Source organism: Rhodococcus sp. IEGM 1318, from assembly GCF_033142465.1.
GTDB lineage: Bacteria > Actinomycetota > Actinomycetes > Mycobacteriales > Mycobacteriaceae > Rhodococcus_F > Rhodococcus_F qingshengii_B.
Genome location: NZ_JAWLSC010000015.1, coordinates 40,280 through 52,900 on the forward strand (window position 1 = coordinate 40,280; position 12,621 = coordinate 52,900).

Here is a 12,621-nt window from a genome sequence, read left to right on the forward strand (position 1 = left end):
AACTGTTGCCGGGCACCGCAATCGAGCACGAGGAGCGGCAATGAGAAGGATCGGACGCACTCGGGCGATACTGGTCGTCGCCCTCGTCGCATGGACAGGATTGTTCGGTGAAGCAGCGCTGGCCTCGGCAGATCAGGCGCGGACATTGCCTTCAGACGGATCAGCTCTCGATCACGTCGAGCAGATCAATGCACGTCAACTAACGATGTACGTCTACTCGGCTGCAATGGACAAAGTGATCCCACTCGAGGTGATTCGGCCGGCAGACACCAGTGCGCCGAGACCGACTCTCTATCTGCTCAACGGCGCCGGCGGCGGCGAGGACACGGCTACGTGGCAGACACGGACAGACGTCGTCGACTTCTTCGGCGACAAGAACGTCAACGTCGTGAATCCCATCGGCGGTGCATACAGCTATTACACGGACTGGGAGAAGCCTGATCCTGTTCTGGGACTGAACAAGTGGACCACGTTCCTCACCCAGGAGTTGCCGCCGATCGTCGACGCCACACTCGGTACGACGGGTGCGAACGCAGTCGCCGGATTGTCGATGGCCGGTACGTCGGTTCTGAGCCTGGCCGAGGCTGCGCCGACGGTTTACCGTGCGGTCGGTGCCTTCAGCGGTTGCGCCGAGACGAGTACTCAACCAGGTCAGGACTACGTGAGATTTGTGGTCGGATTCCGCGGCGGCAACGTCGACAACATGTGGGGTCCCCTCGGTGGTCCGGGGTGGGTGGCCAACGATCCGGTGGTCAACGCCGAGAGATTGCGAGGCATCGATCTCTACATCAGCAACGGAACGGGGCTGCCAGGTCCACACGAGAATCTGGGTGGACCGATGGTTAACGGTGATCCGGGCGTTTTGGCCAACCAGGTGATCGTGGGCGGAGTCATCGAGGCCGGGACGAACCAGTGCACCCATCGTCTGGCCGAGCGACTCGACTCCCTGGGCATCCCCGCCACCTATGATTTCCGGGCAACGGGCACACACTCCTGGGGTTATTGGCAGGACGATCTTCACAACTCGTGGCCGGTGATTGCCGAGTCGATCGGTGCACGTTAGCCGGCGTACCAGTGGGTTGTTGGCTGAGTTGTTTCTCACTTCGGTGCCCAGTCTCCGAACCTGGCCGCCCGAACTGCAGGTCAGCGGCGTTATAGTCGGCAGATGAGTTCAGATACACTCGCGCCTCTCGACACCGATGTACTTGCGCGCAGGTTTGCGTGCCTGGGTGATCCGACGCGGTTGCGAGTGCTTCGACTTGCAGCTGCCGGCCCGGTAGAGGTCGACGAGATTGCACGCGCTGCATCACTCGACCCGTCCGCCCTGAGTGTTCACCTCGAAGCGTTGAGCGAGGTCGGCTTCGTCGAGGTGACGGTGCACGAAGGCATCTCGGTTGTCAGTGTCGCCGGAACCGCGTACTCAGATCTGATGGCAGCGGCCGCCGTCGTGGCTGCGCGCGGTCCGGTCAGAGACACCTTGGGGCTGCTTCCCTCCGATGTAGTTCTGCGCCGCATGGATTCGGGTGACTGGGACGCCGTGCGGTCGATCTACCGCGAGGGAATCGACACCGGAACCGCGACCTTCACCACGTCGGTGCCATCCGCCGAGAAGCTCGACGATCAATGGTTGCCTGATCATCGATGGGTCGCAGAGATCGACGGACGCGTCGAAGGCTGGGCGAGCCTGAGCCCGGTGTCCTCACGTGACTGCTACCGCGGGGTCGCCGAGAACTCCATCTACGTCGGCAGTGGTGCTCGCGGTCGGGGTGTCGGCAAGCTGCTGCTTCGCCAACAGGTGCAGGCCGCCGACGCCAGCGAGATCTGGACCGTGCAGTCGTCGATCTTTCCGGAGAACCGCGCGAGTGTCGCGCTGCACCAGGCCGTCGGGTTCCGAATCGTCGGGACTCGGTCGCGTATCGCTCAACTGGGTGGGCGGTGGCGTGACACGTTGTTCCTCGAACGTCGCAGCGAGGATGCTGTCGCTGGCCTTTGAGAACAGGCGCTCAGCCCTTGGCAGCGCTGATTCCGGCGCGTCGACCGTAGAAGCTGCCGTCACCGAGGGACGTGCCTGAGGCATAACCGCCGGCGCAGACTCCGGCAGTGCAGCGGCCGGCGGCAAAAAGCCCGGGTATCGGCTCGCCCGAGACGTGCAGGACCTCCGAGTTGATCGATGTGCGCAGACCGCCGAGTGTGAATCCGGCGGTGAAGTTGCGAAGGTCGAGCGCCGCGACGGGCGAGCCGATCGGCTTGACCCACTCCTTCTTCTTGCCGAGTACCGGGTCTTCACCACGGGCTGCGTGGCGGTTGTAGACCTCCACGGTCGACTGCAGCGTCCCCGCTGGCAGACTCATGTCGGATTCGAGTTCCTCGACGGTTTCGGCCACCCACTTAGGCTGGAACCTGAAGAACGGTGTGGAACTGTCCGCGGCGCAACCCTCTTCGTAGGAAGCCTCGTCGATGATCAAGTAGGCCTGATTCTCGTTGCGTAGCAATGTTTCCTGCCCGATCCTACCTGGGTACGTGTCCTCGTTGACGTAGCGCTGGCCGCGTCCGTTGACGAGTATGCCGCGAATCATCAACTGGGGGTCGCCGAAGAATGCGACCTCGGTTGCGTCCATGTGCGCGAGGTCGGCGCCCAGAGCCTGCGCCATCTGGATCGCCTTGCCGTCATGCTCCTCGATCGCTGCGCCGGGTCGACCGATCAGTCTCGGCGCGTACGACTGGATCATCGATTTGTTGTAGGCGAAGCTTCCCGTCGCCAGTACGACGCCCGTGCGTGCTCGGACCGCCACTTCTTTGCCGTACTGCTTGGCGATGATGCCGACGACTCGATCGCCGTCGACGACCAGGCGTTGTACCCGCATGTCGTATTCAGCTCGTACGCCCAGGCTTTCCGCTGTCTCGATCAACGGCTTCATCAACATGAAGCCGCCGCCCTTCTCTCCGGTGCGTTTGCCGCTCATCTGCGGAACGTGACCGCGAGGGGCCGGTGTCGCGATCGTGTTGAACGGTGCCGAGTTCTCGCCGCCGGAGTACATGAGCCCGTCGTCGAACGGCGTTTCCCAACCCGGTTGGCCGTAGAAGCTTTCCTTGAACGGCACACCGTTGTCGACGAGCCAGTTGTAGTGTTCGACGCTGCCTTCGCAGTAGTCGGTGATCTTCTCCTCGTCCGCGCCGGGACCGAGCGCGGCCATCATGAACGACTTCATGTTTGCGGGGGAGTCCTCGAACCCGAGCGCCTGCTGCAACGGGGTTCCTCCGCCCAGATAGATGAATCCGCCGGCCAACGCCGCGGCGCCGCCCCATCCACTCGTGCGTTCGAGCACCAGCACTTCGGCGCCCGCGCGGGCCGCTTCGATCGACGCGCTTACTCCGGCGATGCCGTAGCCGGCGACGACAACGTCAGCCTCGAAGTGCCACTGCTCGATGCTTGCTGCGGACTGCGGACGGATTGGGCTGGCCTCGGCCATGGATTCGGATCCTTCGTTCTTCTGGTTGGTTGGTGGGGAATCGGTGGGTGTGATTGATGCCCTGATGGCAGTATCTCGACCGAAAGTCAGTCGGTGTCCGTTTTCGCGGAATCGGCTGCGGCCTTCTCCTCGGCGCGCGCGGCTTTGCGTCGGTCGGCTTTCACGGCGATCAGCGCGTTGTTGAGGCCGGTTGCAAGCGGCCAGCCGACGTAGTGGCACAGGAAGATCGCGGCCTCTTCGAACTGCCGCTCGGTCAACTCTTCGTTGTGGAGAGCAGCGTTGATCTGGATCTTTGCGACGTCGCTCTGCCCCTGGGCGGTGATGGCGCCGATCAGCAGCAGCCGCCGATCACGCACCGACAGCCCCGGTCGTGTCCAGATGTCGGCGAAGAGATGGTCGGCGGTCACCGCGAAGAAATCGCCGGGAACATCAGCGGGGAGTTCCCAGCCGTACACCTCGTTCATCTTCGCGACGCCGCGAGCGCGGGTCTCGGAGATGCGGTTTCCGTCGGTTCCGCTGGTGTCGGTCATGTGGGTGGTGTCGGTCATGCGTGCTCCCGTGTCGTAGATGCCGGTGAAGGTTCGCCGTCCCCGTTTCCATCCCCGTGATCGACGCCGAGTCCGACGCCGAGTCCGGAGAGTGCAAGGTGCGCGAGCGGCAGTTCGAGTTCCAGCCGGTCACCGAGGTCGATGGCCAAGGCCAAGTCCTTCTCCCCGAGATTGCGAACGTGCTGCAGTATCGAGAACCACGGATCATCCTCCGAGACCGGTGCGGTGGTGTCGCGAAGCATGATCGCGCCGGCGCCACCGGTGATGGCATCGGTATGCCTGACGACCTTTCCGAGCGTGCGGAGATTCAGTCCTGCAGCCTCGGCGAGTCGCGCAGCTTCGGTCGTGGCGGTGAACGAGACGAAATGAAGAAGGTTACGTGCGAGCTTCATTCGAGTTCCTGCGCCGACATCACCGGCACGAACCACCAGTTCGGCCCAGTATCCGAATGGCTCACGGACGGCCTCGAACGCCTCCTCCGATCCTCCGATCATCACCGCCAACCTGCCCTGGGTGGCACCGCCCGCACCGCCGCTGATCGGCGCGTCGATCAGCAGAACACCACGAACCTCGCAGATACGAGCGAGTTCCACCGCCGTGGTGTCCGAGATGGTCGAGTGAATCGCGACGACGGTTCCCGGCTGTGCAGTCGTCAGGATCCCGTGCGGCCCGTCGACGACGTCGCGGACCTGCGCGTCGTCGAGCACCGTGACGGAGATGATGCTCGCGCGCGCAGCTACCTCGGCGGGCGTCGATGCTGCGCCTGCACCCGCGGTGGTGAACGGTTCGAGCGCTTCGGGGCGTGCATCACACACCACGAGCCCTCCCGGCCAGTCCAGGAGGCGCGTCGCCATGGGCGCACCCATGTTGCCCAGACCGATGTACCCCAGACGGGGTTTCGAAGAGCTGGATTTCGACGAGCGGGGCTCAGAAGCGGATTCCGTCACGACCGGTACACCTGCCCGCCGTCGACGTTGAAGATCTGCCCGGTGACCCAGCCTGCGTCGTCCGAGAGGAGGAACAGGCACATTCCGACAAGATCATCCGGCGTTCCCATGCGCTGCAACGGTATTCGCTTGATCATGTCCTTGACGATGTTGCCGGGGGTGACGGTTCGAGTCGCCTCAGTGTCGATGGGACCGGGAGCTATGGCGTTGATGCGGATGTTCGACCAGCCGAGTTCGGTCGCGAGCTGTTGCGTCAGGCTGTTGACCCCGGCTTTCGCTAGTCCGTAGTAGTTCGAGTACAGCCAGGCTGCCGTGGAGGACTGGTTGACGATCGAGCCACCCTTCTCCCGCATGTGAGGTACGACGGCGCGGCACACCTGCAATGCACCGTCCATGTTGACGCTCATGAACTTTCGGTAGTACTCCCAGTCGACGGTCAACAGGGAATCGATCTTCATTCCGCCGTAGATGGCAGCGTTGTTCACCAAATGCTCGATGCTGCCGAACTGCTCGATCGTGAACTCGGCAAGTGCCGCAGTCGATTCCCCGTCGGCAACGTCGACGTCCTTGAACACCGCGCGCCCTCCGTCCGCGGTGATCTGTTTTGCGACAGCTTCGCCGAGTTCGCGATTGAGGTCGGCGATCACCACGTTGGCGCCCTCCGTGGCCAACGCGCGAGCGTACGCCTCCCCGATGCCCTGCGCCGCGCCGGTGACTATCGCAGTGCGACCGTCGAAACGTCCCATGTCGACCTACTTTCGTGGTGATGATCTGCGGTGATGGTGGGGGTGTGAATGTCAGGAAGGTGAAGCGACGAGCTTGGTTTCTAAGTATTCCTCGAAACCTGCGAGACCCATTTCGCGGCCGATGCCGGATTGTTTGTATCCACCGAACGGTGCATCGGCCGAGTACCAGACGCCGCCGTTGACGCTCAGCGTTCCGGTTCTGACACCCGCTACGACGTGCGCGATGCGATCGGGATCGGTGCCCCACACCGACCCGGACAGTCCGTAGGGTGAATCGTTGGCGATCCGGATGGCGTCGTCGTCGTTGTCGTAGGGAATGATCACGAGGACGGGTCCGAAGATTTCCTCTTGCGCTACCCGCGACGAGTTGTCCAGCCCGGCAATGAGAGTGGGCTCGACGAAGAAACCGCTTTTGTGACCGGCAGGACGCCCACCACCCGTGACGAACGTACCGCCCTCTTCGGCCGCGAGCGCGAGATAGCTCTCCACCCTCTCGCGCTGGCGCGCCGAGATAACTGGGCCGCACACCGTTCCGCGGGCACTGGGGTCACCTGCCCGAATGCCGGACATCGCTGTGGACGCTGCAGCCAGAGCATCGTCGTACCGACTGCGCGGCACCAGAAGCCTGGTACTGAGCGCGCAGCCCTGACCGGCATGAACACAGACGGAGAACGCTGCAACCGAGCATGCACCCTTGATGTCCGCATCGTCGAGGACGATGAATGCCGACTTGCCCCCGAGCTCGAGGAAGACTTTCTTGAGTGTCTGGGCGGCAGAGCCCATGACCGCGCGTCCGGTGGCGGTGGAACCGGTGAACGACACCAGATCGACCCGCGGGTCGCTGCACAATTGTGCGCCGAGTGAATGATCCGTGGACGTCACTACGTTGACGACTCCGGCGGGGATCTCGGTTTCTTCGGCGATCACCTTGGCGACCAACGCAGCGCACCAGGGCGTGTCTGGCGCGGGCTTGAGAACGATGGTGTTGCCGGCTGCGAGGGCGGGACCGAGTTTGGCGAAATTGATCTGATGCGGGAAGTTCCACGGTGTGATCGCACCTACGACACCGACTGCTTCTTTGAGCAATCGGCGATGGGTGGGTATGCCCATGGGTGACGCGTGGCCGAGATCTTGTTCCCACGCATAGGATTCGATCAGGTCGGCCCAGTAGCGAAGATCTTCGATCGGGCCCTCGAGTTGTGGGCCGGTCGTCAGCATGACGGGCGCGCCCACCTCGGCCACAGTGATCTCACGTAGTTCTTCGATGTGGGACTGGAGTGCGTCGCACAGTTGGCGCAGGCAGCGAGCGCGAAATTCGTGATCGCGTGCCCACTCGGTGCCGTCGAATGCACGGCGTGCAGCGGCGATGGCCGCATCCATGTCCGCGGCGGTGCCTTCGGCAGCGCGGCCGATCAGTTCCTCTGTTGCCGGATTGAAAACTTCGAAGGTTCCGCCGGATCCGGGAATCAGCTTTCCGTCGACGAGAAGTGCAGAACTGTCTGCGGGTCGAAGCGTCATAGCGCGAGCCCTCTCTTTCTGGACATGTGTCTGGACTCTAGTTCACACTTAGGGTTGAGGCAATGGTTTTTGGGGCATAAGAGATTTCGAGCCAAGCTGTTTCGAGTGTCGGCGGATCGGCCTCGACGAAAAGCGCCTCATGTCCGGTGAGGCGCCGCTACGGTTCACCGCACATTCACAACCACGTCTTCACATCCACAGGAGAGAGGTCGAAATGAACAGAGTTGACGGAAAAGTGGTGTTGGTGACCGGCGCTGCTCGAGGTCAGGGGCGCAGTCACGCCGTCCGTCTCGCGCAGGAGGGCGCGCACATCATCGCCTTCGATCTGTGCGCAGACATCGCCAGCAACGAATACCCGCTCGCCAGTCAAGCCGATCTGGAGGAAACGGCTCGCCTGGTGAAAGAGGCCGGGCAGCAGGTGGTGACGGCGCGTGTCGACGTCCGTGATCGCGCCGGACTCGAAACAGCACTTGCCGAGGCGGTAGGGCAGTTGGGCGGATTGCATGTCGTCGTGGCGAACGCCGGTATCTGTCCGCTCGGCAAACACGTGTCGACCGCCGGTTTTGTCGACGCGTTCGATGTGAACTTTCTCGGTGTCGTCAATACAGTGCACGCGTCGATGGAATACCTCGGCGAAGGGGGTTCGATCATCGCGATCGGCTCTGTTGCCGGTCTGGTGCCGCAGACCGGATTCAACGGGCAACAGGCGCTCCAGGGTCCGGGTGGCGACGGATACGGCCTGGCCAAGAAGCTGATTCAGGCCTACACCAGTTCGTTGGCGCTGACCCTCGGGCCAAGCTCCATTCGCGTCAACGCGATTCATCCGACCAATGTGAACACCGACATGTTGCAGAGCATGCCGATGTACCGGACGTTCCGTCCCGACCTCGAGAATCCGACCGCCGAGGATGCGGCTGTGACGTTCCCGTTCATGCAGGCGATGCCGACCCCGTGGGTCGAACCCGCGGACATCTCGCATGCAGTCGTGTACCTGTCCTCGGACGAGTCGCGATTCGTGACTGGTCAGCAACTGCGTGTGGACGCTGGTGCCGGGATGAAGATCGGTCTGTAGTAGAACTTTTCGCGTCGCTGCTGCCTGTTCGTGGTGAATTTCTAAGTTTCCCCATTTCGTTGCCCTGGACAGGACGCTGTAGTAACGTCCAGACACATGTCCAGCAAACGGGGCGATTCAAGTGGCGGGGGATCGATTGTCTACGAATCCACTCGCAGGCGCCTCACGGGCAAACAGGCGGAAACTGTGGCCAGGCTTGCCGAAGCAACAGTGAAAGTTCTACGCAAACAAGAGTTTTCCGGACTGACTGTCCGTTCGGTTGCGGCCGAAGCGGGCGTAGGAACTGCGACCGCCTACACGTATTTCGCGTCCAAGGAGCATCTGGTCGCCGAGGTTTTCTGGCGAAGGCTTCGGAACTCGTCGGCGCCTGATGGCTCAGGGTTGGATCGCACCGCGCACGTGCTGTCTGTACTTCGAAATATCGCGCTGCTTCTCGCGGACGAACCGGAGGTATCGGCGGCCGTGACCAATGCACTGCTCGGATCCGATCCTGAAGTGGAACATCTTCGCGGCCGGATCGGGTTCGAGATCCATCAACGACTCGCCTCGGCGTTGGATCCGAATGGCGAACCCGAAGTGTTGGAAGCGCTCGAAATGCTTTATGCCGGGGCGCTTCTGCGCGCAGGAATCGGCTGCGGAACCTACGCGCAAATCGCTGGCCGCCTCGAGGCCTCAGCTCTACTGATCCTGGAGAAATCATGACAGAAGCTTTGATCGATCCGGTGGTCTTCAATCCGTACGACTACCACTTTCACGACGATCCGTATCCGACGTACAAGCGTCTGCGCGAAGAATCACCCCTGTATCACAATCCGGACGTGGGCTTTTGGGCATTGTCGCGATATGCGGACGTGGTCGACGGATTCAAGGACAACAAGCGTCTGTCGAGCGCAAACGGAGTATCACTCGACCCCGCTGCATACGGTCCACACGCGCATTATGTGATGTCGTTTCTCGCTATGGATGATCCCCGCCATATGCGGTTGCGCCAGTTGGTTTCTCGCGGATTCACACCGCGGCGTGTTGCGGAGCTCGACGGCCGGATACTCGAACTGACGAAGCAACATCTGATACCCGCGCTGGGCGCGGGGGAGTTCGACTGGATTACGGAGGTGGCGGGAAAGCTGCCGATGGACGTCATCTCCGAACTCATGGGTGTCCCCGAACCCGACCGAGCCGAACTGCGGCGCAAGGCGGATCTGGTGGTGCATCGAGAGGCGGGTGTTCTCGACGTGCCGCAACCTGCGGTGGAGGCTTCGATCAGTTTGATGGGCTACTACAAGGAGATGATCGCGCAGCGTCGCCGATCGCGGACGGACGATCTGACCTCGGCCTTGCTCGACGCCGAGATCGACGGAGACAAGCTTTCGGACCAGGAGATCCTCGGATTCATGTTTCTGATGGTCGTGGCCGGAAACGAGACCACGACCAAGCTTCTCGGAAACGCTCTGTACTGGGGTTCGCACCACCGGGAGCAGATCACACCGGTCCTCGACGATCCCGAACGAGCCTCGGAATGGGTGGAAGAGACTCTTCGCTACGACACGTCGAGTCAGATCGTGGCTCGGACTTCGGTTGTCGACCTCGAATACCACGGGCGCACGATTCCGGCGGGGGAGAAGGTCCTGCTCCTGATCGGATCGGCCAACCGAGACGCCGACGTCTTCGACGATGCCGACAGCTTCCAGATCGGCCGGAGTTCGTCGGGCAAACTCGCGAGTTTCGGTGGTGGCGTGCACTTCTGTCTCGGTGCCCACCTTGCCAAGCTCGAAGCCAAGATCGCCCTGGCGGAGTTCGGGCGTCGGGTCAGCGACTACGAAGTCGTCGAGTCCGGAATCGAGCGTGTTCATTCGACAAATGTCCGGGGCTTTGCGGCCCTGCCGGTGAAAGTGCAGGTGCGCTGATGCCTCGTTTCGAACCCAATCCTGTTCGCCGGCCGGCACTGATCAGTGGTGCGTCGTCGGGAATCGGCACAGCCACCGCGTATGCCCTGGCCGAACTCGGGCATCCGGTTGCACTCGGTGCGCGTCGAGTCGCCGAATGCGAAGCCATCGCCGAGAAGATCCGCAGCAACGGTGGTGAAGCGTTCGCCCACTTCCTCGACGTCACGGAGGGTGATTCGGTCGACGGGTTCGTCTCGGCCGCAGAGGCAGTCCACGGTCCCGCGGAAATCGTCGTCTCCGGTGCCGGAGACCTCGAATTCGGGGCTGCGGACGAGATGAATCCTGAGGCGTTTCTACGGCAGATCCAAGTTCACCTCGTCGGTGCGCAGCGATTGGCGCATCGCGTACTCCCCGGTATGAGGCAACGACAGCGCGGTGACTTCGTACTGATCGGCTCGGATTGTGCCGAGCGCCAGCGTCCACTCATGGGTGCGTACGACGCAGCGAAGGCCGGGCTCGAGGCAATGGGGCGTCAGATGCGAATGGAGCTCGAGGGAACAGGCATTCGCGCGTCGATCGTGCGACCCGGGCCGACACTGACCGGCATGGGGATGGACACGACGCCGGAGATCATCGGACCGGTTGGGGAATCGTGGAGCAAGTGGGGGTTCGCCCGCCATGGTTACTTTCTGCGCGCCTCGGACATCGCCAATGCCATCGTCGCCGTTGTGTCGGCGCCGCGAGGAGCACACATCGTGCTCGTCGAAGTTCAGCCCGAGGCGCCACTGGACAAACTTCCCACTGCGAACTCACAGGAGACGACATGACGCACGGAGTGCAAGAGACGTCGCGAACACTGCCAGAGCCGCCGCGGGTGTCCGGCGGGGATCTCCCGCACGGGCATCTCGAGGAACTGCGAACCGACCCGATAGCGCTCATGCGCCGGGTGCGTGAGGAATGTGGTGACGTCGGCGCCTTTCAACTTGCCGACCGCACAGTGATCTTGCTGTCCGGAGCCGAGGCAAACGAGTTCTTCTTCCGCTCCACCGACGAGGATCTCGACCAACAAGCGGCTTACCCCTTCATGAAGCCGATATTCGGTGAAGGCGTCGTCTTCGACGCCAGCCCGGAGCGGCGTAAAGAGATGCTGCACAACTCGGCTCTGCGCGGCGAACAGATGCGCGGGCACGCCGCCACGATCGGCCGCGAGGTCGAGGCGATGGTCGCGCAGTGGGGAGACGAAGGCGAGATCGATCTGCTCGACTTCTTCGCCGAGCTGACCATCTATACCTCGTCGGCGTGCCTGATCGGCAAGAAGTTCCGCGACGAACTGGATGATAGCTTCGCCAAGCTGTATCACGAGCTCGAACAGGGAACGGATGCATTGGCTTTCGTGGATCCGTACGCGCCGATCGAGAGTTTCCGCCGCCGCGACGAGGCCCGGTTGGCGTTGGTCGCTCTGGTACAGGACATCATGAACAGGCGCATCGCGAATCCTCCGCAGGGCAAGGATGACCGCGACATGTTGGACGTGTTGGTCTCGGTCAAGGACGAGAACGGCGACCTCCGGTTCAGTGCCGACGAGATCACCGGCATCTTCATCTCGATGATGTTCGCCGGCCACCACACGACTTCCGGCACGGCAGCGTGGTCGCTGATCGAGATGCTGCGGCATCCCGACACCATGACGGACGTCGTCGACGAACTCGACAATCTGTACTCCGACGGCGCCGACATCAGTTTTCATGCCCTGCGCCAGATTCCGGTTCTCGAGGCTGTGGTCAAGGAAACCCTTCGACTGCATCCGCCGTTGATCATCCTGTTGCGGGTGGCACGTGGAGATTTCGAAGTGGGCGGCTTCGAGATCCGAGAGGGCCATCTTGTCGCCGCGACACCCGCGATCTCCAATCGAATCGCCGAGGACTTTCCCCGGCCGGACACCTTCGATCCCGGGAGGTACATCGACCCGAATCAAGAGGACATCGTCAACCGCTGGACGTGGATTCCGTTCGGAGCCGGCCGGCATCGCTGCGTCGGCGCTGCGTTCGCCCAGATGCAGCTCAAAGCGATCTTCTCGATCCTGCTGCGGGACTTCGAGTTCGAGATGGCGCAGCCGTCGGAATCCTACCGAAACGACCACAGCAAGATGGTCGTCCAGTTGCAGCAGCCGTGCGCGGTGAGGTACCGGCGCAGAACACGTCCCGGGCGTGAGGGGTGATCATGCACGTCGAAGTCGACCTCGACCTGTGCCAAGGCCATGCGGCATGCGAGCTGGAGGCACCGGAGATCTTTGTCGTCCCGAAGCGGGGGAAGGTCAGTCTTCTGGACTCGGACCCACCCGAGTCGCTCCGCGGTGAAGCCGAGATGGCGGTCAGGTACTGCCCGACCGGCGCCCTGAGAATTGTCGATTGATTGCAGCGAATTCATGTGCTCGAGG

13 protein-coding genes are annotated in these 12,621 nt (G+C 62.4%); 8 read left to right on the forward strand and 5 right to left on the reverse strand.

What is annotated here, in order from left to right:
* Window positions 1–40 precede the first annotated feature (40 nt).
* A complete protein-coding gene (locus R4P65_RS27920; RefSeq protein WP_230813312.1) occupies window positions 41–1,063 on the forward strand; it encodes an alpha/beta hydrolase in 1,023 nt (340 codons plus the stop codon).
* A 102-nt stretch (window positions 1,064–1,165) separates the two neighbouring features.
* Window positions 1,166–1,993, forward strand: a complete 828-nt coding sequence (locus R4P65_RS27925) for a helix-turn-helix domain-containing GNAT family N-acetyltransferase (protein ID WP_317828927.1) — start codon at window positions 1,166–1,168, stop codon at window positions 1,991–1,993.
* A gap of 10 nt (window positions 1,994–2,003) precedes the next feature.
* Here R4P65_RS27925 and R4P65_RS27930 read toward each other — a convergent pair whose 3' ends face one another.
* From R4P65_RS27930 to R4P65_RS27950, 5 genes are all read right to left on the reverse strand, one after another.
* Window positions 2,004–3,470, reverse strand: a complete 1,467-nt coding sequence (locus R4P65_RS27930; RefSeq protein ID WP_317828928.1) for an FAD-dependent oxidoreductase — start codon at window positions 3,468–3,470, stop codon at window positions 2,004–2,006.
* Between the two features lie 86 nt (window positions 3,471–3,556).
* Window positions 3,557–4,018, reverse strand: coding sequence for a carboxymuconolactone decarboxylase family protein (locus tag R4P65_RS27935; RefSeq protein WP_317828929.1), 462 nt, complete (start codon window positions 4,016–4,018; stop codon window positions 3,557–3,559).
* Window positions 4,015–4,965 carry an NAD(P)-dependent oxidoreductase gene (locus tag R4P65_RS27940; protein WP_317828930.1) on the reverse strand — a complete coding sequence of 317 codons (951 nt, stop codon included), beginning with the start codon at window positions 4,963–4,965 and terminating at the stop codon, window positions 4,015–4,017. Before R4P65_RS27940 ends, R4P65_RS27935 begins: the two co-directional genes overlap by 4 nt.
* Window positions 4,962–5,711: an SDR family oxidoreductase gene (locus tag R4P65_RS27945; RefSeq protein WP_317828931.1), complete on the reverse strand. Its 750-nt coding sequence runs from the start codon at window positions 5,709–5,711 to the stop codon at window positions 4,962–4,964. Before R4P65_RS27945 ends, R4P65_RS27940 begins: the two co-directional genes overlap by 4 nt.
* A gap of 51 nt (window positions 5,712–5,762) precedes the next feature.
* Window positions 5,763–7,229, reverse strand: coding sequence for an aldehyde dehydrogenase (locus R4P65_RS27950; RefSeq protein WP_317828932.1), 1,467 nt, complete (start codon window positions 7,227–7,229; stop codon window positions 5,763–5,765).
* 214 nt (window positions 7,230–7,443) lie between these two features.
* Between R4P65_RS27950 and R4P65_RS27955 the strand changes: the two genes are divergently transcribed.
* The 6 genes from R4P65_RS27955 to R4P65_RS27980 all read left to right on the forward strand — a co-directional run bounded on the left by R4P65_RS27955 (window position 7,444) and on the right by R4P65_RS27980 (window position 12,596).
* Window positions 7,444–8,301: a mycofactocin-coupled SDR family oxidoreductase gene (locus R4P65_RS27955; RefSeq protein WP_317828933.1), complete on the forward strand. Its 858-nt coding sequence runs from the start codon at window positions 7,444–7,446 to the stop codon at window positions 8,299–8,301.
* A gap of 135 nt (window positions 8,302–8,436) precedes the next feature.
* Entirely contained in the window at window positions 8,437–9,003 is a 567-nt protein-coding gene (locus R4P65_RS27960; protein WP_317828989.1) for a TetR/AcrR family transcriptional regulator, read from the forward strand.
* Entirely contained in the window at window positions 9,000–10,205 is a 1,206-nt protein-coding gene (locus R4P65_RS27965; protein ID WP_042923050.1) for a cytochrome P450, read from the forward strand. Before R4P65_RS27960 ends, R4P65_RS27965 begins: the two co-directional genes overlap by 4 nt.
* The gene (locus tag R4P65_RS27970; RefSeq protein ID WP_317828934.1) at window positions 10,205–11,011 is read left to right on the forward strand and encodes an SDR family oxidoreductase; all 807 of its coding nucleotides are present in this window, start codon (window positions 10,205–10,207) and stop codon (window positions 11,009–11,011) included. The genes R4P65_RS27965 and R4P65_RS27970 overlap by 1 nt, the downstream gene beginning before the upstream one ends.
* A complete protein-coding gene (locus tag R4P65_RS27975) occupies window positions 11,008–12,402 on the forward strand; it encodes a cytochrome P450 (protein WP_003944094.1) in 1,395 nt (464 codons plus the stop codon). Before R4P65_RS27970 ends, R4P65_RS27975 begins: the two co-directional genes overlap by 4 nt.
* 2 nt (window positions 12,403–12,404) lie before the next feature.
* Window positions 12,405–12,596: a ferredoxin gene (locus R4P65_RS27980; RefSeq protein ID WP_020907945.1), complete on the forward strand. Its 192-nt coding sequence runs from the start codon at window positions 12,405–12,407 to the stop codon at window positions 12,594–12,596.
* The last annotated feature ends 25 nt before the right edge of the window (window positions 12,597–12,621 follow it).

Excerpts from the sequence above, each read along its gene's own strand:
- R4P65_RS27930 (WP_317828928.1), bottom strand. The coding sequence starts at position 3,470 with ATGGCCGAGGCCAGCCCAATCCGTCCGCAGTCCGCAGCAAGCATCGAG.
- R4P65_RS27965 (WP_042923050.1), top strand. The coding sequence starts at position 9,000 with ATGACAGAAGCTTTGATCGATCCGGTGGTCTTCAATCCGTACGACTAC.
- R4P65_RS27945 (WP_317828931.1), bottom strand. The coding sequence starts at position 5,711 with ATGGGACGTTTCGACGGTCGCACTGCGATAGTCACCGGCGCGGCGCAG.
- R4P65_RS27950 (WP_317828932.1), bottom strand. The coding sequence starts at position 7,229 with ATGACGCTTCGACCCGCAGACAGTTCTGCACTTCTCGTCGACGGAAAG.
- R4P65_RS27925 (WP_317828927.1), top strand. The coding sequence starts at position 1,166 with ATGAGTTCAGATACACTCGCGCCTCTCGACACCGATGTACTTGCGCGC.
- R4P65_RS27955 (WP_317828933.1), top strand. The coding sequence starts at position 7,444 with ATGAACAGAGTTGACGGAAAAGTGGTGTTGGTGACCGGCGCTGCTCGA.
- R4P65_RS27970 (WP_317828934.1), top strand. The coding sequence starts at position 10,205 with ATGCCTCGTTTCGAACCCAATCCTGTTCGCCGGCCGGCACTGATCAGT.
- R4P65_RS27920 (WP_230813312.1), top strand. The coding sequence starts at position 41 with ATGAGAAGGATCGGACGCACTCGGGCGATACTGGTCGTCGCCCTCGTC.
- R4P65_RS27975 (WP_003944094.1), top strand. The coding sequence starts at position 11,008 with ATGACGCACGGAGTGCAAGAGACGTCGCGAACACTGCCAGAGCCGCCG.
- R4P65_RS27980 (WP_020907945.1), top strand. The coding sequence starts at position 12,405 with ATGCACGTCGAAGTCGACCTCGACCTGTGCCAAGGCCATGCGGCATGC.
- R4P65_RS27935 (WP_317828929.1), bottom strand. The coding sequence starts at position 4,018 with ATGACCGACACCACCCACATGACCGACACCAGCGGAACCGACGGAAAC.